Annotated in this window: 21 protein-coding genes and 1 tRNA gene; 9 read left to right on the plus strand and 13 right to left on the minus strand. The window is 41.7% G+C overall.

Annotation, left to right across the window (positions count from 1 at the left end; translation table 11 throughout):
- Nucleotides 1-11 precede the first annotated feature (11 nt).
- From LX73_RS02680 to LX73_RS02690, 3 genes are read left to right on the plus strand one after another with little or no spacing between them, the layout of a single operon-like run.
- Complete coding sequence (locus tag LX73_RS02680; RefSeq protein ID WP_148897926.1) at nucleotides 12-1,535, plus strand: aldehyde dehydrogenase family protein; 1,524 nt, start codon at nucleotides 12-14, stop codon at nucleotides 1,533-1,535.
- Between the two features lie 24 nt (nucleotides 1,536-1,559).
- Nucleotides 1,560-2,426, plus strand: a complete 867-nt coding sequence (locus tag LX73_RS02685) for an aldehyde dehydrogenase family protein (protein WP_148897927.1) — start codon at nucleotides 1,560-1,562, stop codon at nucleotides 2,424-2,426.
- Complete coding sequence (locus tag LX73_RS02690; RefSeq protein ID WP_148897928.1) at nucleotides 2,416-3,003, plus strand: SPOR domain-containing protein; 588 nt, start codon at nucleotides 2,416-2,418, stop codon at nucleotides 3,001-3,003. The genes LX73_RS02685 and LX73_RS02690 overlap by 11 nt, the downstream gene beginning before the upstream one ends.
- Nucleotides 3,004-3,074: 71 nt before the next feature.
- Here LX73_RS02690 and ychF read toward each other — a convergent pair whose 3' ends face one another.
- From ychF to nusB, 3 genes are read right to left on the minus strand one after another with little or no spacing between them, the layout of a single operon-like run.
- Nucleotides 3,075-4,169 carry a redox-regulated ATPase YchF gene (gene ychF / locus LX73_RS02695; protein WP_148897929.1) on the minus strand — a complete coding sequence of 365 codons (1,095 nt, stop codon included), beginning with the start codon at nucleotides 4,167-4,169 and terminating at the stop codon, nucleotides 3,075-3,077.
- Between the two features lie 36 nt (nucleotides 4,170-4,205).
- A complete protein-coding gene (locus LX73_RS02700; protein ID WP_211359345.1) occupies nucleotides 4,206-4,874 on the minus strand; it encodes a metallophosphoesterase family protein in 669 nt (222 codons plus the stop codon).
- An 18-nt stretch (nucleotides 4,875-4,892) separates the two neighbouring features.
- Nucleotides 4,893-5,357 (minus strand): transcription antitermination factor NusB, encoded by a 465-nt coding sequence (gene nusB / locus LX73_RS02705; protein ID WP_148897930.1) that lies wholly within the window; start codon nucleotides 5,355-5,357, stop codon nucleotides 4,893-4,895.
- 188 nt (nucleotides 5,358-5,545) lie between these two features.
- Here nusB and LX73_RS02710 point away from each other — a divergent pair.
- A tRNA-Val gene (locus LX73_RS02710) sits at nucleotides 5,546-5,620 on the plus strand.
- Nucleotides 5,621-5,648: 28 nt separating this feature from the next.
- Here the strand turns inward: LX73_RS02710 and LX73_RS02715 are convergent.
- The 6 genes from LX73_RS02715 to LX73_RS02740 form a co-directional block, all read right to left on the minus strand.
- Complete coding sequence (locus LX73_RS02715; protein ID WP_148897931.1) at nucleotides 5,649-6,686, minus strand: hypothetical protein; 1,038 nt, start codon at nucleotides 6,684-6,686, stop codon at nucleotides 5,649-5,651.
- Nucleotides 6,687-6,782: 96 nt separating this feature from the next.
- On the minus strand, nucleotides 6,783-7,484 hold the full coding sequence (gene phoU, locus LX73_RS02720; protein ID WP_148897932.1) for a phosphate signaling complex protein PhoU: 702 nt from the start codon (nucleotides 7,482-7,484) through the stop codon (nucleotides 6,783-6,785).
- 34 nt (nucleotides 7,485-7,518) lie between these two features.
- Nucleotides 7,519-8,343, minus strand: coding sequence for a phosphate ABC transporter ATP-binding protein PstB (gene pstB, locus LX73_RS02725; protein WP_148897933.1), 825 nt, complete (start codon nucleotides 8,341-8,343; stop codon nucleotides 7,519-7,521).
- Nucleotides 8,344-8,374: 31 nt separating this feature from the next.
- The gene (gene pstA / locus LX73_RS02730; RefSeq protein ID WP_148897934.1) at nucleotides 8,375-9,232 is read right to left on the minus strand and encodes a phosphate ABC transporter permease PstA; all 858 of its coding nucleotides are present in this window, start codon (nucleotides 9,230-9,232) and stop codon (nucleotides 8,375-8,377) included.
- Complete coding sequence (gene pstC / locus LX73_RS02735) at nucleotides 9,225-10,100, minus strand: phosphate ABC transporter permease subunit PstC (protein ID WP_148897935.1); 876 nt, start codon at nucleotides 10,098-10,100, stop codon at nucleotides 9,225-9,227. Before pstC ends, pstA begins: the two co-directional genes overlap by 8 nt.
- A 55-nt stretch (nucleotides 10,101-10,155) precedes the next feature.
- Nucleotides 10,156-11,109, minus strand: coding sequence for a PstS family phosphate ABC transporter substrate-binding protein (locus LX73_RS02740; RefSeq protein ID WP_148897936.1), 954 nt, complete (start codon nucleotides 11,107-11,109; stop codon nucleotides 10,156-10,158).
- A 301-nt stretch (nucleotides 11,110-11,410) separates the two neighbouring features.
- On the opposite strand from LX73_RS02740, the gene LX73_RS02745 reads away from it, so the two are divergent.
- Complete coding sequence (locus LX73_RS02745; protein WP_148897937.1) at nucleotides 11,411-12,151, plus strand: NYN domain-containing protein; 741 nt, start codon at nucleotides 11,411-11,413, stop codon at nucleotides 12,149-12,151.
- A gap of 46 nt (nucleotides 12,152-12,197) precedes the next feature.
- Here LX73_RS02745 and LX73_RS02750 read toward each other — a convergent pair whose 3' ends face one another.
- Genes LX73_RS02750 through LX73_RS02760 form a run of 3 tightly spaced genes read right to left on the minus strand, consistent with a single transcriptional unit; the run spans nucleotide 12,198 to nucleotide 16,361 of the window.
- Nucleotides 12,198-13,082, minus strand: coding sequence for a cell division protein FtsX (locus tag LX73_RS02750; protein ID WP_148897938.1), 885 nt, complete (start codon nucleotides 13,080-13,082; stop codon nucleotides 12,198-12,200).
- Nucleotides 13,083-13,095: 13 nt separating this feature from the next.
- Nucleotides 13,096-15,078 carry a putative porin gene (locus LX73_RS02755; RefSeq protein ID WP_148897939.1) on the minus strand — a complete coding sequence of 661 codons (1,983 nt, stop codon included), beginning with the start codon at nucleotides 15,076-15,078 and terminating at the stop codon, nucleotides 13,096-13,098.
- Nucleotides 15,075-16,361, minus strand: coding sequence for a competence/damage-inducible protein A (locus LX73_RS02760; protein WP_148897940.1), 1,287 nt, complete (start codon nucleotides 16,359-16,361; stop codon nucleotides 15,075-15,077). The genes LX73_RS02755 and LX73_RS02760 overlap by 4 nt, the downstream gene beginning before the upstream one ends.
- 126 nt (nucleotides 16,362-16,487) lie before the next feature.
- Between LX73_RS02760 and LX73_RS02765 the strand changes: the two genes are divergently transcribed.
- The 4 genes from LX73_RS02765 (at nucleotide 16,488) to miaB (ending at nucleotide 19,680) form a co-directional block, all read left to right on the plus strand.
- A complete protein-coding gene (locus LX73_RS02765; protein WP_246138146.1) occupies nucleotides 16,488-17,084 on the plus strand; it encodes a CDP-alcohol phosphatidyltransferase family protein in 597 nt (198 codons plus the stop codon).
- Nucleotides 17,071-17,544: a phosphatidylglycerophosphatase A family protein gene (locus LX73_RS02770; protein WP_148897941.1), complete on the plus strand. Its 474-nt coding sequence runs from the start codon at nucleotides 17,071-17,073 to the stop codon at nucleotides 17,542-17,544. The genes LX73_RS02765 and LX73_RS02770 overlap by 14 nt, the downstream gene beginning before the upstream one ends.
- Before the next feature lie 52 nt (nucleotides 17,545-17,596).
- The gene (gene pyrE, locus LX73_RS02775) at nucleotides 17,597-18,238 is read left to right on the plus strand and encodes an orotate phosphoribosyltransferase (protein WP_148897942.1); all 642 of its coding nucleotides are present in this window, start codon (nucleotides 17,597-17,599) and stop codon (nucleotides 18,236-18,238) included.
- A gap of 77 nt (nucleotides 18,239-18,315) precedes the next feature.
- Nucleotides 18,316-19,680, plus strand: coding sequence for a tRNA (N6-isopentenyl adenosine(37)-C2)-methylthiotransferase MiaB (miaB, locus tag LX73_RS02780; RefSeq protein WP_281289650.1), 1,365 nt, complete (start codon nucleotides 18,316-18,318; stop codon nucleotides 19,678-19,680).
- 94 nt (nucleotides 19,681-19,774) lie between these two features.
- Here miaB and LX73_RS02785 read toward each other — a convergent pair whose 3' ends face one another.
- Nucleotides 19,775-20,605 (minus strand): DUF4382 domain-containing protein, encoded by an 831-nt coding sequence (locus LX73_RS02785; RefSeq protein ID WP_148897944.1) that lies wholly within the window; start codon nucleotides 20,603-20,605, stop codon nucleotides 19,775-19,777.
- Nucleotides 20,606-20,618 lie beyond the last annotated feature (13 nt).

A 20,618-nucleotide genomic window follows, 5' to 3' on the forward strand; every position in this document is an offset into this window, starting at 1 on the left:
TTTTGACAGTTATGGATGACGAAAAACAAACTGCTGATGCCGAAACGGTGGAAAAAGGGTTTAAACCTTCATCGCCCAACAGTAAGCTCGATTTTAATGGATTCTGGGAATATGATGATGCTCCACAAAGTACCGATTCTGTCGATATAGAAGAACAGTATAATTTATTTATAGACGGAGAATTTGTAAGTCCTACTAAGGGAAGATATTTCGAATCTATAAATCCCGCTACTGAACAGTCATTAACATCCTTTGCTGAAGCAACCAAACAGGATGTGGATAATGCTGTTGAGGCAGCGCGTAAAGCCTTTGAAGGAAGCTGGTCAACCATATCAGCCAAAGAGCGTGGTAAATATATATTTCGCCTTGCTCGCTTAATTAAAGAACGGGCTCGTGAATTTGCCATCCTTGAATCGATGGACGGTGGTAAGCCTATTAGAGAATCTCGTGATGTGGATGTACCGTTAGCTGCTGCGCATTTTTTCTACTATGCCGGCTGGGCTGATAAACTGGAATATGCCTTCCCTGCCCGCAAGGCTGAGCCTTTAGGTGTGGCAGGACAGATTATTCCCTGGAACTTTCCACTGCTGATGCTGGCATGGAAAATTGCTCCTGCCCTTGCTACAGGCAATACTGTGGTGCTCAAGCCTGCCGAGTCTACTTCTTTGACAGCCTTAAAGTTTGCTGAACTCTGTAGGGACGCCGGACTGCCGGATGGGGTTGTTAACATTGTGACCGGTGCCGGACAAACAGGTTCGCAAATCGTCAATCACGATGACATCGATAAAATTGCGTTTACCGGATCTACAAAAGTCGGAAAGATTATCAAAAAATCACTGGCCGGAACGGATACCAAATATACATTAGAACTTGGCGGTAAGGGACCCAACATTATTTTTGAGGATGCCCCTATTGACCAAGCTGTGGAAGGCATTATTAATGCGATATTCTTTAACCAGGGGCATGTTTGCTGTGCCGGTTCCCGCCTGTTTGTACAGGAAGGTATTGCCGATGAAGTTATACAAAAACTCCGCGACCGCATGGAGACACTTATTGTCGGGGATCCACTGGATAAAAATACAGATATTGGTGCTATTAACTCTGAACAGCAATACAATAAAATAAATGAATATCTGGAGGTTGGCGTTAATGAAGGGGCTGACATGTATCAGAACTCTTGTGAGCTACCCGAAAAAGGATACTACTGCCGCCCTACCCTGTTTACGAATGTCAGCCAATCCAACAAAATTGTGCAGGAAGAAATTTTCGGTCCTGTACTCACTATCCAAACATTCCGGACGGTTGAAGAGGGAATCGAAAAAGCTAACAATACGCCTTATGGATTGGCCGGTGGCGTATGGACTGACAAAGGATCCAAGATATTTAATGTGAGCAGTAATATTCGCAATGGCATTGTCTGGGCTAATACGTACAATAAGTTTGATCCCACTTCTCCCTTTGGAGGATATAAAGAAAGCGGTGAAGGCCGCGAAGGTGGGTTGCACGGACTGTATCCATACGTAAAATTAAAATAGAACACAGATTACACAGGTACTATTATGTCTGATCGAGTTGAAGTGTTAAAAACGTATAAAACATATATTGGCGGCAATTTTCCTCGTACAGAATCGGGGCGCCATTACGAAGTTTATGACGGGGATGGAGAAATACTGGCAAATGCTTGCCAGTGTTCCCGCAAAGATGTCCGTGATGCTGTTGTAGAGGCGCGTAATGCTTTTGAAGATTGGAATGGTCGTTCAGCCTATAACCGGGGACAAATTTTATATCGTATTGCAGAAATGCTGGAAATGCGTAAAGCCCAATTTGTTGATGAGCTGGAGACCGTTGGCTATAAAACAAAAAAAGCCGAAGCCGAGGTAAATGCATCTATCGACCGACTCATCTACTATGCCGGATGGTCGGATAAGTACCAACAAGTATTTGGCAGCATTAATCCGGTGGCCAGCAACCACTTTAACTTTTCGATGCCCGAACCGATGGGTGTTGTCAATATCTGGGCGCCAGAAGAACGACCGCTATTAGGATTAATTTCAGTAATGGCTCCTGTTATTGTAGGTGGGAATACGTGTGTTATTCTTGCGTCCGAAAAATATCCTCTTTCTGCCGTCAGTTTTGCCGAAGTTTTGCATTCTTCTGATGTACCAGGCGGCGTAGTTAATATTTTAACCGGTTACCGCGATGAGTTACTGGAACATATGACTACTCACATGGATGTTAATGCGTTTTTCTACACGGATGAAATTGAACAAGAAAAACGGAAACAAATTGATGAGCATGGCACTTTAAATCTTAAGCGGATTCGATATACGCCCATAACCGATTGGCAAAGCGAAGAAGCAGAATCCCCTTATTTTATTACTGACTTTCAAGAAACAAAAACCACTTGGCACCCTGTTGGACTTTAAAAACTTTATGATTGATTTTCGTTATTTAGCTGTCCTTTTCATCATCATTACTATTGGTTTTATAGCCGGTTGTTCTACCACTAAACAACCCCAATCATCGGAGGTATCACCAAAAACTACTACAGATAGCACCGCAGAGACCGGAAGCATATCAGAACTTCAACAACTACTTAACAACAATCGGAGTAGTTTAAGTGACGTTTATTTGTCTCAAAAGCATGATATGCCTAAACAATTTACCCAGAAGGCAAGCGAATCTTCGGTAAACAAAAATCCATTTAATGGTTTCCGTGTTCAGATCCTGTCGAGTAGAGATGTCGAAGTAGCTGATTCTTTGGCTGCTTCATTTCGGGCGTGGGCAGACACAACTATAAACGGCTATAATCCCAGAACATATGTATCATTTAATCAGCCTTATTTTAAGGTTCGCATTGGCGACTTTCAGGTCAGAGATAAGGCCAATACGTTTTCCAAACTAATCAAAGAGCACTATCCTAAATCGTGGGTAGTACATGATCGTATCAACCCATCAGATGTCCCCGCGGATACTGCAAGAATAACTACTGAGCAAGAATAATTTTGGTGTTTGCAGCATACATTCCGGATTCAGCTTTCAACTGCCAGTAAATATACTGATGATAAAAGGTATTATACATTAAATCGGAAGAGCATCACATCACCATCTTGCACTACATAGTCTTTCCCCTCTTGACGCATTTCCCCGGCATTTTTGACTGCTTTTTCTGATCCCAACTCTTCATAGGTTTCAAAACTTACCGTCTCAGCGCGTATAAAACCGTGCTCAAAATCGCTATGTATGACTCCTGCTGCCTCGGGAGCCTTTGCGCCTCTACGAACCGTCCATGCCCGAGTCTCCTTTGGGCCAGTAGTAAAATAAGTAATAAGCCCCAGCTCTTTATATGCCGCCCTGATAAGTCTCTGCAGGCCGCCACTTTCAACATCCATTTCTTCCAAAAAGGCTTGTTTTTCCTCTTCTTCCAGTTCCGCAATTTCTTCTTCAATTTTGGCGCAAAAGGTAACTACTTCGTCATCAAAACGGTCGGCAATTTGCTGAACCTCCTCCACCCATTCATTACCCGAATTAATATCGTCTTCTGAAACATTGCATGCATACAGCACGGGTTTGTCAGACAATAGAAAAAGCTCACGATATGCTTTTTGTTCTTCTTCATCCGCATCAAAAGTACGGGCGGCGTTACCATTTGCGAGATGTTCCTGCAGCTGTTCTACAATTTCCAGCTTTTTAAGTGTCTCTTTTTCTCCACTTTTTGCTTCTTTTTGAAGGCTTTCGAGTCTTTTCTCAACGGATTCAAGGTCCTTCAGGATTAGTTCATCTTCAATAATGTGAACATCTCGGGTAGGGTTTACGTCCCCTTCCACATGTACTACATTTTCATCATCAAAGCAGCGTACTACGTGGACAATCAGATCAACTTCACGAATGTGTGACAAGAAAGCATTGCCCTTTCCTTTACCTTCGGAGGCTCCCTTTACCAGTCCGGCGATATCAACAAATTCTACACTTGTAGGAATTTTTTCATCAGAACCCACAATGTCATACAAACGGTCGAGCCGTTCATCAGGTACGGGTACGACTCCAATATTGGGATCGATAGTACAAAAAGGGAAATTCGCAGAATCAGCGCCTGCATCACTAAGTGCATTAAATAAAGTGGACTTACCAACATTAGGAAGTCCTACAATTCCACAACGTAAACTCATGTATTACAAATAATTAAAAATGTTAAAAAATCTGTTTTATTGGTCTAGGCACACCTGATCTATAAACTCCACTTCGGGAAGCTTTACGGCAGTTAATTTCCCATAACCCATTCGATCATACACACAACCGGTATCTATACCGATCATATTATCTCGAACCAGCGGATGCGGCCTGGGCGTATGTCCAAAGACTACCGTTTTTTCCCAAGGGTTTTCAATAGCATTCAAATGTGAACGTTCCCAGAGAAATTCCTTCATTTCTTTGGGATCTTGAAGGCTTTCGGAAATAGTTTTTGCGGGTGAAAGTCCGGCGTGTACAAAAAAGTAATCATCAGTATTGTAGTACATCTCCGTTTCTTCATAAAAGCGATAATGCTGATCAGGAAGAGGCTTAATAGTCTCTTGAATTCCATACGAATCAAGTGTAGTGCGGCCGCCATTCATCATCCATAGCGACCTTTTATCTTTTTCATAGGCATCCAGCAACATTTGCTCATGATTACCTCTCAGGAACACACAGTTAGCCTGTTCTTGAAAATCAAGAAGCAAGTCTATCACCTTCTTGGAATCGGGTCCACGATCAATATAATCCCCGATAAAAATGATTTGACGATCTTCATAAGGAGCTAACTTCTCCAATAACGATTTAACGGACTTATAACAACCGTGGATGTCACCAATGGCTATAAATTTTTGTTTACTCACTTGTTTATTTAACTATAGCTATTTATTGAGAGAAGTTTCTATGAGGCCGCGTCCTTTCTTAACGATTCGCCCATCTTCATTTAATTGCTTAAGAGCAGAATCTAAAATTCCATTCACAAAGTTACTTGATTTCTTTGTGGAATACTTTTTTGCTAGTTCAATGGCCTCATTCATTGATACCTTAGTAGGAATTTGTTCAAAAAAGAGAAATTCGGTAATGGCCATTCGTATTACCTGCCGATCTATGGCATTTAAACGCTCAATACGCCAATTATTGATATGAGATTTTATTATCTCATCCACATCAGGTTTGTTATTCACGGCCTTAAGAAACAGTCGTTCAGCGAACTTAAAGGTTTTCTTATCGTCCGTAATTCTAGGTTTGATAACCGATTGTATAATATTTTTCCACTTTCCATTGCCGAATTCGTCGGCATAAAGAGCTTGCAATACTGCTTCCCTTGCCTGTCTGCGCTGAGCCATTGGTAATTTTCTTTTACTTTTAAGTCTTTAAAAATACAAAACCTCCCCAAGAGCTGAAAGTATTAAGGGAGTGATTTACAAAACTCTCTTACTTATTCAGTAACAAAGAATATTAAAATATTTAGTTGCGATATAGGCATAAAGATGGCTATATTTGCCAACCGAAAGCAATACCCCAATTGCTAATTGGGTGCTTAGCTCAGCTGGTTTAGAGCGCATGCCCGACACGCATGAGGTCGCTGGTTCGAATCCAGCAGCACCCACTCCCCTTTCTTCTCTACATCAGATGTGCTAAAACTCAAAGAAGAATGTTAGCCGAGGAACTAGATCAGTTTCTGAGGATAACCCGGAGGCATCTTCATTATAGACAATAGTCTCTAAATTGGGCATCAGATGTACTTGCTCATTAAGAGAAAAGTCGAATCCACCAATTATTATTGTAGGTTCTCCTCTTTCAGCAAATGGAATGTAAGAATTACTGCTACCCCCTATGTACCGGCCAAAAAGGTGATCTGCCCGCAAATATCCTTTTATATTTTCCTCAAGACGAAAATGGCTAAACAGCGATACTAGATCGACTGTTGTTTCACTTATATTGTCCAAAGGTTCAAGGTCTTGTACAGCTGCAAGAGCACCAATGGTAAATGGTTCTGAGCGGTACCCGGCAAATAGTTGGCTTGTATATGAATCTAATCCGTTTGTTCGGTTATTCCAGTCGGCATAGCCTTCAACTACAATGTGGTCGTTAATATAATAACCGACGGACAGCATCAGCTTTTTGCCCTTATCAATATCGGGCTTGTTACTGTTGCCATTTCCTGCAAAAAAATGATACTTAATCTTTTTTGAATCACCGATTCTACCTGTAAAAGAAACACCGAAATCACGAGAGTTTCCAAAGTCAAACAAATCCAACGGTGATTTTTCAATTGACCGATAGCCCCATACATCTTCAACCAGTCCCCATGTAGGTGTTGAGGAAATACCACCCAGTATAGCATGGTCCTCCCCCTGCCATTTTAAATAAGCATCTTTTACAGTGGGTTCCATCTCTATATCAGACTGGAAATCCCCGGAAGAACTCATTTCCAGCCGGACCCGACTCGAAAATGATTCACCCAGCTGATGTTCATAGGTCAAATAGATACGACGAAACCAAAACCCGTTTTTATTCTGAATATTACTGTCATTATTCTTCGCCATCCAATAGTAATCTCCAAAGACAGTACCGCTGAGGGTTCCATTTTGCCCTAAAGACTCTTGAGCATGGGATGTGAGTGTACAACAAATACATAGCAATGCTGTACATAATAAACCAATGTGTTTCATACCAATAAATGTGTTATGTGCTGATCATTAGTTAAAAATGCCGGCCATTGACAGCGGTTTGGTTTTTGCCAAACATGTGCAATCTATGGTGCTAAACTACTCCTCTTCTTCACCAGAATCTGAATTATTTTTTGACTTCATCTTCTGATGTTTTAGCACCTTTGCTTCGATATAAAAAATAAGTTCTTCGGCAATATTCTTCGTGAGATCCCCAACCCGTTCTAACTTACGGATAATTGAAAACAGGTAAAGGTAGTTCTTTGTCTCTTTTACATCCTTCTTGATCAATTCCGAGGTAACCTCTGAGACTTCTCGGTTTATTTCATTTAGGGTACGGTCAAGTTTGAACACCCGGCGTGCCAGCTCAGTATCTTCGGTAATAAACGCATTAAAAGCATTGGTCATCATTTGGACAGATGTTTTGTACATTTCCTCCAAACGCATTGTCTCAACGGTTTTCTCATCGATACTGCCCCCAAAATCAATGATGTATTTTGCGATACTGTTTGCATGATCCCCTACTCGTTCAAGATCAGAGTTAATTTTAAAGGCAGCCATCACAAACCGCAGGTCAACGGCTACAGGGTTATGCAAGGCCAACAGATTTTCACAGTCGCGATCGATAGTGAGTTCCAGACTGTCAACCCGCTTTTCGTTGGCCATAATCTCGTGGGCCAGTTCCTCGTCAAAATTATCAAGTGCTTTCTTTCCTTTTTCAAGCTGATTTTTAACCAAAAACATCAGTTCCAGGATGTTATCTTTTAACAGCTTAATTTCGGTATCTAGGTGTTGTGACATTGGTATTCAGTTTTAATGTAGTTTGCAGCTCCTTTTAGCCAAACCGCCCTGTAATGTAATTTTGTGTGCGGTCTTTTTCAGGATTAGTAAAAATTTTCTGTGTGTCACCGTACTCAATAAGCGATCCCATGTATAAAAAGGCGGTATTATCACTTACCCGCCCGGCCTGCTGCATATTATGCGTAACGATGACAATTGTATAATCTGATTTAAGCTCATGAACCAAATCCTCAATTTTACCCGATGAAATGGGATCGAGTGCCGAGGTAGGCTCATCCATAAGTAATACTGATGGCTTTACTGCCAAAGCGCGAGCTATACATAGCCGTTGCTGTTGCCCTCCGGAAAGGGCTGTTGCCTGTTTATCCAAGTTGTCTTTAATCTCTTCAAATAAGGTAGCTTGCTTTAACGATTCAACAACACGCTCTTCGATATAATCTTCATCGCTTATACCTTGAATACGAAGTCCGTAGGCAACATTTTCATAAATGGATTTTGGAAACGGATTAGGTTTTTGAAATACCATTCCAACTGTTTTGCGAAGCTCTTCAACCTTTATAGATGGATCATAAATATCTTTGCCCTCCATATAGATATCTCCATTCATACTAAATCCATCAATGTAATCATTCATCCGGTTAAAAAGGCGCAAAAAAGTTGATTTTCCGCAACCGGATGGACCAATAAAAGCCGTAATCGAGTTGCCTACAATATTTAGGCTGACATTTTTTATGGCTTGGAAATCATCGTAAAATACATCAATATTTTCTGCCCGGAGCTTATATTCCTGATCATCAGAATGCAGCTTAGGCTTTGTTTCCACATTCGTCGCTTTAGGACTCTGTGACTCTGCTTCCATGGTTTTTATTACCTAGTTATTGAAAATAAAATTACCAATTCATTTTGCTTTGCCAGCGATTGCGCAAATAAACTGCAATGCCATTCATGGCAAATGTAATTACTAATAGTACAATAATTGCTGCTGCAGCATTAATAACAAACTCATGCTGGGGACGTGTAACCCAGTTAAATATTTGGATGGGGAGCACTGTAAATTCATCCAGTGGTCCCTGCGGAGCGAATGGTACATATGCAAGCGCCCCTACAACAATAAGCGGTGCCGTCTCTCCTACTGCTCGAGACAAAGCCAATATAACACCTGTAAGTATTCCACCAAACGAAGCCGGTAATATCTGGTTCCATATTGTTTGCCATTTTGTGGCTCCCAATGCATTAGATGCATCACGAATAGAACTGGGAACCGCGCGGATGGACTCTCGTGTAGAAACAATAATAATTGGTAGAATTAATAGTGCGAGGGTCAGTGATCCCGCTAATATACTGTTTCCCATTTTCATGATGCGCACAAATGCCTCAAGCCCCAACAATCCATAAATTACAGATGGCACTCCGGCCAGGTTTGCAATGTTGATCTCTAAAAAACTATTCAACCACGTATCTTTCCCATATTCCTCAAGATAGATACCGGCACCCACGCCAAGCGGAAAAGAAATAAGAGTTGTCAAGCCCAACACCCAGAGCGTGCCAATCCAGGCAGTATAAATACCAGATTGATCAGCAAAGCGAGACGGAAGAGCCATCAAAAAATCCCATCCCAATCGATTTATTCCCTGGTAAAGAATAAATCCGATAAAAATAGCTAAAATTAATACACAGGCAATGGTTGTACCCATCCCTATATACCGAAATGCTTTGTCTTTTAGCCTGCTTGATTCGGTACTATTCATATTTTTGCTGATACCTTGATTTAATCCAATAGCTGATGTTATTCAGTATAAAAGTAAAAACAAACAGGGTTATACCTGCTGCAAAAATTGTTTGATAAGCAGTGGATCCATGCGGCACATCTCCCATACTTATCTGTACAATATAGGCCGTAATCGTTTCTATAGGTACAGTAGGATCGAGCGTAAAGCGAGGCTGATGTCCGGCCGCAATAGCCACAATCATTGTTTCGCCCACTGCCCGCGAAATTGCTAAAATTGCTGACACGATAATCCCCGAAGAAGCAGCCGGAACCATTACCCGAAAAGCCGTCTGGAATTTTGTAGATCCCATGCCAAACGACGCCTGTCGGAGTGAGTCGGGAACAGAACTCAATGCATCTTCACTAAGCGAAGAAACAAACGGAATAATCATTATTCCCATTACAATTCCCGGCGAAAGAGCATTGAAGCCAGATAGACCAGGGATAAAAGTTTTTAGAAAAGGCGTCACAATCATCAGAGCAAAGAAACCATAGACTACCGTTGGCACAACAGCTAAAATTTCAAGTAGTGGCTTTAAAACCTTGCGAACCGATTCGCGCGCATATTCATTAAGATATACGGCGATGATTAATCCTATCGGCAAAGCCACGGCAATGGCGATCATCGTTGTTAAGGCAGTTCCGGCCAACAATGGCAAAATGCCATAGCTTTTTTGGGTAAAAAGTGGTGTCCACTCGGTAGACGTAAGAAACTCAATAATGGAAACTTCCTGAAAGAAGCTGACAGCCTCAATGGTTAATATCAAAATAATACCGACGGTCGTAAGCACGGTAATAAGTGCACAGGCCGCCAGTATCTTTTCAATAATTTTTTCTTTTACCTTCATAAGTGCTGCTTAAAGTAAAAATACTGCTGCCAATTTATGACAGCAGTAACAATTATTATTCGGCTGTAGTAGTATCAGATTGAGAATAGAAAGCTTTGAATTTTTCTTTTTGTGCCTGGTAAGCAGAATCAGGCATGGGGACATAACCAATCTGCTTTGCAAGCTTGCCGGCATTGCTAAGATAAAAGTTTACAAAATCTTGTACTGGTTTACGCTTTGCGGCTTCTTTGTTTACATAAATAAACAAAGGACGAGACAACGGAGAGTAGGTATCGTTGGATACCGTTTTCATACTGGGTTTTACCTTTTTGCCGTTCTCATTTTCAATAGGTACAAGTTTGAGCTTATCCATATTTTCTTCATAGAATGCGAGCCCAAAGAAACCTAATGCACTTTGATCAGTACTTACTCCCTGTACAAGTACGTTATCATCCTCACTAGCGGTAAAATCTCCTCGACTAGATCCGCTCTCACCCACAATGGCCTCAGTAAAATAATCATAAGTACCAGATGCTACACCGGGACCAAACAAATGTAGTTCTTTATCAGGCCACTCTTCTCTAACGTCACTCCAATGGGTGACTTTCCCCTGTGAAGAAGGACGCCATATTTTTTTCAGTTCCTCGACTGTCAGATAATCAACCCAATCATTTTCAGGATTAGCAACAACGGCCAACCCATCAAAAGCAACGGAAAGCCTAACGTAATCAATACCGTTTTCTTTGGCTGTTTCAGTTTCACTGGCACTTATTGCTCTTGATGCATCATTAATATCTGTTTCGCCCCGCAAGAATTTTTTAAATCCACCACCGGTCCCTGAAAATCCAACGGTTACTCGTGTGTTGGGAGCTTCACTACGATATTCTTCGGCAACGGCTTCCGTTATCGGATAAACCGTGCTGGACCCATCAATTTTAATCTCTTTAGAAGGTCCTGATGGACCACAAGAAGTGAATAAAAATCCACTGAGAATCAATAAAAACGCAAAGGCTTTGTTTATTATATTCATTAATCTATTGGTTATGAATTGTGAGTATTGATGCACTGATTTTTAAGCAAATAAAGTAGCTGAAAAAATGCAGACTTTTGTTAACTCTATATTAAGATTTTCTACAGTGATCTGTTGGAATCGATATTTCCAGCCTCTGATGAGGTACATCAACTATTGGAAAAGATATTCTTGTGCGCCGAATGATCCCATATCCCACAGTTGCTACTTGGTGTTTGTTCGTTTTGACTGTACCTTGCCTAATACTCCGAGCACTAATTGATCTGGCAATAAAAAATATTGGATTTACTTTTTCAAACCCATGGATACAAATAAAACACAAAAGTTAGCAGTTCTCATTGATGCGGATAATGCCCAACCGGCTATTGTTGAAGGACTGTTGGCAGAAATTGCAAAATACGGTACCGCTAATGTAAAACGTATCTACGGCGACTGGACATCCACAAAACTGCGTGGATGGAAAGAACACCTACTACAGCATTCCATACAGCCTATTCAACAATTCGGGTACACCACTGGTAAAAACGCTACCGACAGCGCTATGATTATTGATGCTATGGATCTGCTTTATACTCACAATTTTGACGGCTTTTGCCTGGTTTCGAGCGACAGTGATTTCACAAAGCTGGCTGCTCGCATTCGCGAATCGGGACTTATCGTCTATGGATTTGGGGAACAAAAAACTCCAGATCCATTTGTAGCAGCTTGTGATAAATTTATCTACACAGAGGTATTGCGCAGTGAAGAAGCGTCCGTTGACGAGTCTTTTAATCGTATGAGCACCAATGAATTAAAACAGGATACCAAGCTGGTAAAACTCGTTCGCAATGCTATTGAAGCTTCTTCTGATGAAAGCGGATGGGCTCACCTGGGACAAGTAGGCAGTTATATTGCTAAACAATCCCCGGAATTTGATCCTCGGAATTACGGCTATAAGAAACTGGGAGAACTCGTTGATGCAATACAACTTTTCGAAATTGAAGAACGCTCTACCGGAGAAGGACAATCGAAGGCTATTTACGTTAAAGACGGACGTAAATAGCTTTAAATATCAAACAACCACTCCCCGATCAACTTCGGTGCCCAATCTATTCTGAAATAGAAGTCTTTTTAATAAATCGGCGGGCTGCCCACTGACTTCCCCAGAAGCCCATAATTATTGCCAGCAATACCATAGCTCCGCACAAATAATACCACCGTCCATAGGGCCATTCCAAAACTCCAAACTGTGGAATATATACCGGTAACAGATACTGGAATGTAACGTATGTCACTCCTACAGCGGCAATACCTGCAATAAATCCCTGTATCACTCCCTCAACAACAAACGGGCGACGAATAAATGAATTAGTCGCCCCAACTAATTTCATGGCTTTGATAAGCCCTCGCTTGGCATAAATGGTTAGTCGTATGGTATTGAAAACGAGTACCAAAGCAGTAAGTAAAATTAACAGTGCCAATCCACCGCCTACCAAAGCAACGGTACGAAACCTGTTTTCCAACAGCTGTAAGAGCTGCTGGTTGAATCGTACATCATCTACCCCACGGTAATCCTTGATCTCCGAAACCAATGAATCAACCGTTGTAATTTTTGTATCAGGATTTATATCTAACCGGAAAGAGGCAGGCAGAAATTTTAGATCAGCCAGTGAGCTCCCCCCCGACCCAAACTCCTTCTCAAAAATGGCAGCCGCACTGTCTTTGGATATATAGTTTACTTGCTCAATAAGATTATTATCAACCAGTTTACTTTCGAGCTGGTCTTTTGTTCGCTGATCCAGATCAAGTAAAAATACTTCTACATCAATACTTTTTTTTAAGGTCTGCCCCACTTCGTAGGCGTTGTATGAGATCCGTGCTAAAACCCCCAGTAAAAGAATAGCGATAAAGAGCGAAAAGATGGAGGTAAATGAAGCCAGTTTAGCTCGTTGAAAACTATAAAACCCTTCTTTAAAGACATATTTTAAGCTCATGGTTCACCAATCATTAATTTCTAAAAAGAGCGCGGACGCCAAAAATAAACCTCCGGCTAGACATCGGATATTGTGCAGTTTCAAAGTAGCCGAGTTGACTAACATCATCAAATACATTTTCCCAGCTTAATTCAAAAATGATAGAACGAACGCGGGCCGAAATATCAATATCAACATTCGTAAAAAACGGCAGCCGCTGATCGTTACTTACCGGTTGCCAGATGTTAAGCTGGGGCTGGTAATGGTCGGCCTGGTAACGAAAAGGAGAAATCATTCCAGAAGCGCCCACTTTAACATATGTTGCCCGATCAAACATATATCCTTTCCAATAAGCACTCCCCTTCAGCCAAACTCGTTTGGCTGGATCCATAGCAATAGAAGTCTTCGAATTGAGCAAGCTATTGGTAAATCGATGGAGGTTTACCGATCCGTCAAATTCAAAATGCGTAGGGTCCCACTCGAAAAACACTGCAGCCGATTGGGACGCATAATTCGAAATATTTACAAATGAGCTATCAACAATAGCAAGGCCATCAATAATATCTTTATGTTGAGCTCTCAAGCCCACTTTTGCACTCGGTCCTAATGAAAGCGAAGCCATGGCATGACCCTCCTGTATTTTTTCTTCTTTTAAGGATGGGTTCCCCTGATACGAGGCCGAATTCCAATACAGCTGCTGTATAGTCGGCATCACCGTTCCACTGGATACGCCAGGAGTAATCGTAAGCGGACCAACGGAAATATCGGAACTCATATTAACGCGGTAAGATTGGAAGCCATCACTCCGGTATTTAAAATTTACTCCCCCCTTAAAATCAATAATTGGTGTGAAGTCGAGCGTAACTCTCCCCTCAGTATCCAACAGTGACCAATCATCAGCCGGCAGACTTCCATTGACTTTCGTCTGATTAAAAAATTGCTGGTAATTAGCCGATGCTTGTAATGATAATCCACCGATCCGCCACCATTTTTTGCCCATAATACCTGCCGATTTTACGGCATAGCTCGTTGAATCAGTAGAGCTGTTAAGCGAGCGAGCGTTCTTCTTATAGTAGATACCGGCATGTAGATTGTCGGTCACTTCGGTAGAGTCGGCACTACGCTGATAATACGTTAGTGCAAGTGTATTTGCTTGTTCTTGCGACTTTGCTGATGGTTCGTTTGCAACAGCAGTAAAGCGGTCAAAGGGAAAAAGCCGTAGATCCTGGGTGCTATATCCAAAAGGACGACCGACATCAAAATTATTATTGACAAAATTGAGTTTGAGATACTGGTTTTCACTTAAATGGTGGCTCACTTTCGCAAAAATTTGTCGGCCCGTTACCTCAGAGTTGGGATATTCACCTCCTGTTCGCCGATCCCAGTAGCTAAGCTGCACATTGGTACGTCGAGAAAGGTTATGGCTGACTTCAAACTTTAAATTACGGTGCGAAAACTTGCTTTCACTATAAATAAGTCTTGATAGCGGTTTACTAAGATAATACTGTTTTAAGTAATAGGTAGAACGATATTGCGTTCCTAAATCCTGGTTATAAAAAGCCCCAATTTTATGTTCTGGAATCCGCTCCCAGTTCACTGCACCAGAAACGGGATCGTTCATTGGAATACCCTCCCAGTACAACTGCTGATGACGCGGTTCATGGGCAAAACGTTGTACGGCATTACTCCTGAGGCTTGTCCCCATTCGGTAAGGTATAACACCCGGATCGCGACTAAGTTTGTAGGTCCAGTCAGGCCAACTTTGCCAGCGAAGCGTGCTGTCAGTCTCTGCAAGATAGCTTGCCAGCGGAGCATGAAATTCCCACGGCCTCACTTTAAATGATTCTTTGGTTGTGTCGTTACCGGTACTTAAATCCCCATCAGAAAAACCTACAGGCTGTAGTACAGTACTATCAATATTGGTGGAATCAAGGTCGGTGGAATTAACTTGTGCTACTGTAGAAGAACTCAGACCTACACAAAAAATAAGAATGAATATGATTCGCTGTATCTTCAAGCCGAATGTTTTTTGAGTCCGTAGGGCATTTCTGAAATATCAAGTATGCTGCGTCGTATAGTCTCTAGTGCGACAGCTGCACTGCGTTCTTTATTAATCAGTCGTTTATTTGTAAATAACGCTTGCAGCGCAAAATGTTGGTTTTGGGCCCAAAAACCAATCCATATTGTCCCCACTGGTTTTTCTTTTGAACCTCCACCGGGACCTGCAATGCCGGTTGTTGAAATACCAATATCAGCATTTAGCTCTTGAGCTGCTCCTTTTGCCATTTTCAGTGCTACTTCTTTGCTAACGGCTCCGTTTGTTTCAATTACTTCTTTACTGACTCCCAGCTCTTTTATTTTTACTGCGTTTGCATAAGCAGTAACACTTCCTACGAAATAATCACTACTTCCCGGAATGTCGGTAACGGCATTCGCAATATAACCTCCGGTACAGCTCTCTGCCGCAGCCATTGTCAACTTTTGGTTCTGCAACACCTTCCCCACTTCGGCAGAGAGGCTACAATCTTTACCTTCGCCAATAATAAAGGTACCGGCTTTATCCCTAATATGATCTAACACAGGATTTAACCGCTCATTAATTTTATCCTGGGAGCGTCCATACCCACTAACACGGATACGTGCACCTTGTGGACTCGGCAAATATGCCACTTCTACATTATCATTTAAAAGGGATGATAAATCGCCAATGACTTCGTCACTGAGTGTACTTTCTCCAATACCGGCAGTGGTCAAGTAATGTGAAAACCGATACCTGCGATCGCCGGATATGGAATTAATTTTAGGTAGTAACTTATTGTTGGTCAGATGCTTCATTTCGAAAGGGACGCCAGGCAAGACACCTAAGGCCGCCTGCTCTCCGTTGTACCACAATCCCGGTGCCGTACCCTGAGTATTAAACAATACCTCACAACACTCAGGTACTTCTGCCTGATGGTAATTCGATTTACTGAAAGGAATGCCTCGTTTTTCAAAAATATTTTTTATAAATGACAAAATATCTTGATCCACAACCAGTTCACATCCCAAAAGTTCAGCAATAGCTTTTTTAGTGATATCATCGTGGGTGGGGCCAAGTCCGCCGGTTGTGATCACTAAATCTGCTTGCTGAAGTGCTGTCTGCAATACTGACTTCATAGTATTCAGTTCATCACGAATGGTGTGTACCTGTGTCACATCCACGCCGGACTCCGTCAACCGTTGCCCCAGCCAACTGGCGTTGGTATTAACGGTATCCCCGATAAGCAGTTCGTTTCCGATACTTATAATGTGACATTCCATTTTACGAAGCAGTGATTGTAGCTAAAAATTGAAGACAAAAATAATCAATCTTTCCCAGCTTTTCGAAGCACTTTATTTTACGGCAAAAAAGATTTAATTCTATGTTACAATTACTATCTTTGACACGTGCGACAATTACCCAACATATTAAGTTCCATTCGCATTGTTTTAGCTCCCATTTTTCTGATGCTCTATGTGCAAGATGAGGTGGTGTGGCGTGCCCTAAGTGTGGGCATCTTTGCCGTTGCTGTGGTAACTGATTTTTTTGACGGATATATTGCCCGTCTTTATCAAGCACAGACTGAATATGGTGTATTCCTCGATCCTCTGGCCGACAAGTTCCTCACTTTTGCAGGTTTTATCTGTTTACCCTTTATTGATGCAAGCCAATTTCCATGGTGGGCCGTAGGCGTCATCGTCTTGCGGGATGTGATTGTAACCGGCATGCGTATTTTAGCAGACTATCGAAATATCACTATGGATACGCGTCTTACTGCCAAAGCTAAAACGATGGGACAGATGTTTTTTCTGTATTTAGCTTTGCTCGTTGGAGTGTTTATTGAAACAGATGTTTGGCTGAGTTCATATTGTATCTGGCTTATGCAAACCGGTATCATGGAGTGGCTGATGATGCTGATTGTCGTACTTACCGTGTACTCAGGATTTGAATATATTTATATTAACAAAAACCTTTTTTCTTATCACAAAGATGCCAAAACTTAAACCTATACTGGGCAGTTTTTTTTACGCAGGATTTCTTCCCAATGCACCGGGAACATGGGGTAGCCTTTTTGCTCTTGTTCCAATTTACTTTATCGGCACATACACCCCTTGGTACGGAATGGTTTTGTTTACCATCCTTTGTTCTTTTTTAACTGTTTGGGTATCGGAAGAATGCGAACGAACTTGGGGCGGCGACCCCTCTCCACTGGTGATGGATGAATTTGCCGGACAAGGCATGGGTTTTATTGCCATCTCGTTTACAGGTACCTTGAGCTATGATCTGGCACTACTGTTTACCGGATTTATCTTCTTTCGCTTTTTTGATATTCAAAAACCACTCGGCGTTGATAAGCTACAGCAATTTCCGGGTGGCTGGGGTATCTTGGTTGATGATCTGTTAGCAGGTTTTTATGCCTTTTTGTGTCTCAAAGGAATTATTTTAACGCTTCAAGTAATTTAATTGATATACGTAAATACAGTTAGTAACTATCTGGAAGTAAGATTTTTTATTTATGATTATTGATGAACAGTTTGCCCGAGAACTAGCACTTGATCTCCTTAATATTAACGCTGTTGTTTTGCGTCCTAACGATCCGTTTACGTGGTCTTCGGGCTGGAACTCTCCTATTTATTGTGATAACCGCCTGACAATGCGGTATCCTAAAATACGCAAGAAAATTTCCCAAAAATTTGTGTCCTTCATTGAAGATAAATTTGCTGATATTGACGTAATTACCGGTACTGCAACAGCTGGCATTCCACATGCTGCATGGGTGGCTGAAAATATGGACAAGCCCATGGCATACGTCCGTGCCAAGGCCAAAGCCTATGGAATGGGAAATCAAATTGAAGGTGGTATCCAAAAAGGGGAAACAACCGTTGTGCTGGAAGATCTTATTTCTACCGGTGGTTCTGCCATCTCAGTTTTTGAGGCGCTAGAGTTTATTGGAACAGAAATTGAAGCTGTAATAAGCATATTTACCTACGGTTTTGATAAGTCAACGAATCGTTTTGATAATGCTGGTGTACCTCTTTATACCCTTACCGACTATGCTACACTTATTGATGTAGCAAGCAAAAATGATTTCGTAGATGAAAGCCACCTCAAGACATTGGCCGAATGGCGCAAGAAACCTGAAGTATGGCCTAAGTAATTTTGCTATCTTTCATAAATAGCTAATCTCTTCTTATATTTACAGACGCAATTAATCAGCAATAAATCCTATCCACATTGGATCAACGCAACTTTTATATAGAAACATACGGCTGTCAGATGAACGTATCTGACACAGAGATCGTCAATTCCATTTTGATGGAAGAAGGCATGGAGCCGGTTAATGAACCCGAAGACGCTGAAGTTATTTTTGTTAACACCTGCTCTATTCGCGAAAATGCCGAAGAACGTGTTTGGAATCGCTTGAAAGAGTTTAAGGCACTTAAACGAAAAAGAGATGGCGACATGACCGTAGGCGTGCTGGGATGTATGGCCGAGCGGATTCGCGACCAAATTATGGAAAAGGAAGAACTTGTAGATTTGGTTGTTGGTCCTGATGCCTATCGCGATCTGCCGAAACTGTTAGCTGATGTGGGTGACGGACAAAAAGCGGTAAATACCCTACTTTCTCTCGAAGAAACATATGCCGACATTAAACCCGTGCGGCGCAATGATAATGGAGTTAGTGCTTTTGTAACCATTATGCGCGGTTGTGACAACATGTGTGCCTTTTGCGTGGTGCCCTTTACCCGCGGCCGTGAACGCAGCCGCGATGCGGAAAGCATCATTGATGAATTACAGCAACTCAGTGATCAGGGATACAAAGAAGTGACCCTGCTGGGACAAAATGTAAATTCCTATGACGACGGGGATAACTCTTTCGCTGACTTAATGTATAAAGCCAGCCAGGTCAATCCGGAAATGCGCATCCGGTTTTCTTCTCCCCATCCCAAGGATTTTCCGGAAGAATTGTTGGAAATTATCAGCGAGCAGCCAAATCTTTGTAACTATATTCACATCCCCGCCCAATCCGGAAATAATGACGTGCTCGAACGCATGCGACGTCCCTATACCCGAGAACAGTATCTCGATCTAGTTGAAAAGATGCGTGATATTATTCCGGGCGTCACCTTATCAACGGATATTATTGCCGGCTTTTGTGACGAAACTGAAGAGGAACATGAAGATACACTCTCACTGATGGCGAAGGTACGGTACGATCTGGCTTATATGTTTGCCTACTCCGAGCGTGGTCGAACACTCGCGCAGCGCAAACACGAGGACAATGTACCCGAAGATGTAAAAAAGCGTCGCCTCTCAGAAATTATTGAACAACAAATGGATATACAGGAAGAACTTAACCAAAAAGAAATTGGACGCCGGCATCTGGTCTTAGTCGAAGGAACCAGCAAACGATCTGATGAACAACTTTGTGGCCGTACCGATACCAATAAAATGGTTGTTTTTGATCGACAAGATCATATTGAAAAAGGAGATTATGTGGAAGTCACTATTACGGATTGTACTTCTGCTACACTGATGGGTGACGTCATCAAAAAAAGCAGTATTCAAGAGTTTGAGCAAGAAGCTATTGCTGTTTAGGCCAATCTATTCTTCTTTTGAATTCTTACTATAAATAAAAAGGCCCGTACCAAAATCAATTGGATACGGGCCGAGGGGACAGGAACAACCTTAATTATTGAAGATCTATTGGGTCAATATCATTTGTCTTTCCCGCGGTTACACTAACACTATTTACGGTCTTCGATTGGAAATTATTATTTCTTGGTTCAACAGAAACATCATAGCTCCCCTCTTCTAAACCAATAAGCTTGAAATCTCCGCTGGAAGTATCTGCTAAGGTGGTAGATAAAGTATCATTCCCCGCAAGTGCATAAACTACAGGTTCTGCATCAGCAGGATTCACGGTACCTGCTATATTTCCGGTAATCGCTTTTTCTTTTGCCTCGATGACTGGTTGTAAAAGATATTTAGCAGTATTTACCGCCTGACCTGCTTCTACAACAGAACGGCTGGCATCAAAGTCTAAGAGTAACACATACTCAATGTCGGGTTTAATTTCTGCATTAACATTAAGCTTTACTCCAGTTTGAGGACCACCTGGAACCTTCATTTCGTACGGTTTTCCGTCCACTACAACACTGTGACCGCTATCACCAAGAATAAGTCGAATTTGACTGTATGTGCCTGCCTCTAATTCAGTAGTACCAATTACCTCTGTGGCACCATTTACAAGCTCCAAAAGGTCATATGTTTTTTGTGGCTTATTTAATGTAATCCAGCCCGATCCATTTTGTGACTGTACCTCAACACTTTCAATATTGACATTGACAGCATCAGCAGAATCAATGGGTGCATCTGTCATTTCAACAGTCATAGTTCCAGCTCCCCCATTAGACCCAGTACCACATCCCGCTAATAGGAATGAAAATAATAGAAAAAGTACAAATGATATGTCGGATATCGATATATTCTGTAATTCTTTTTTTAACATAATGGCGTTCATTGAGATTAAAAAT

The sequence above is a fragment of the Fodinibius salinus genome (assembly GCF_008124865.1).
Taxonomy (GTDB): Bacteria; Bacteroidota; Rhodothermia; order Balneolales; family Balneolaceae; genus Fodinibius; species Fodinibius salinus.

What these genes read in the sequence shown, in the direction of transcription:
- LX73_RS02760 (WP_148897940.1), bottom strand. Translation starts at nt 16,361, where the DNA reads ATGGAATGTCACATTATAAGTATCGGAAACGAACTGCTTATCGGGGAT.
- ychF (WP_148897929.1), bottom strand. Translation starts at nt 4,169, where the DNA reads ATGAGTTTACGTTGTGGAATTGTAGGACTTCCTAATGTTGGTAAGTCC.
- LX73_RS02750 (WP_148897938.1), bottom strand. Translation starts at nt 13,082, where the DNA reads ATGAGCTTAAAATATGTCTTTAAAGAAGGGTTTTATAGTTTTCAACGA.
- LX73_RS02715 (WP_148897931.1), bottom strand. Translation starts at nt 6,686, where the DNA reads ATGAAACACATTGGTTTATTATGTACAGCATTGCTATGTATTTGTTGT.
- phoU (WP_148897932.1), bottom strand. Translation starts at nt 7,484, where the DNA reads ATGTCACAACACCTAGATACCGAAATTAAGCTGTTAAAAGATAACATC.
- pstC (WP_148897935.1), bottom strand. Translation starts at nt 10,100, where the DNA reads ATGAAGGTAAAAGAAAAAATTATTGAAAAGATACTGGCGGCCTGTGCA.
- pstA (WP_148897934.1), bottom strand. Translation starts at nt 9,232, where the DNA reads ATGAATAGTACCGAATCAAGCAGGCTAAAAGACAAAGCATTTCGGTAT.
- LX73_RS02680 (WP_148897926.1), top strand. Translation starts at nt 12, where the DNA reads ATGGATGACGAAAAACAAACTGCTGATGCCGAAACGGTGGAAAAAGGG.
- LX73_RS02770 (WP_148897941.1), top strand. Translation starts at nt 17,071, where the DNA reads ATGCCAAAACTTAAACCTATACTGGGCAGTTTTTTTTACGCAGGATTT.
- pstB (WP_148897933.1), bottom strand. Translation starts at nt 8,343, where the DNA reads ATGGAAGCAGAGTCACAGAGTCCTAAAGCGACGAATGTGGAAACAAAG.
- LX73_RS02740 (WP_148897936.1), bottom strand. Translation starts at nt 11,109, where the DNA reads ATGAATATAATAAACAAAGCCTTTGCGTTTTTATTGATTCTCAGTGGA.
- LX73_RS02685 (WP_148897927.1), top strand. Translation starts at nt 1,560, where the DNA reads ATGTCTGATCGAGTTGAAGTGTTAAAAACGTATAAAACATATATTGGC.
- LX73_RS02745 (WP_148897937.1), top strand. Translation starts at nt 11,411, where the DNA reads ATGGATACAAATAAAACACAAAAGTTAGCAGTTCTCATTGATGCGGAT.
- LX73_RS02785 (WP_148897944.1), bottom strand. Translation starts at nt 20,605, where the DNA reads ATGAACGCCATTATGTTAAAAAAAGAATTACAGAATATATCGATATCC.
- pyrE (WP_148897942.1), top strand. Translation starts at nt 17,597, where the DNA reads ATGATTATTGATGAACAGTTTGCCCGAGAACTAGCACTTGATCTCCTT.
- nusB (WP_148897930.1), bottom strand. Translation starts at nt 5,357, where the DNA reads ATGGCTCAGCGCAGACAGGCAAGGGAAGCAGTATTGCAAGCTCTTTAT.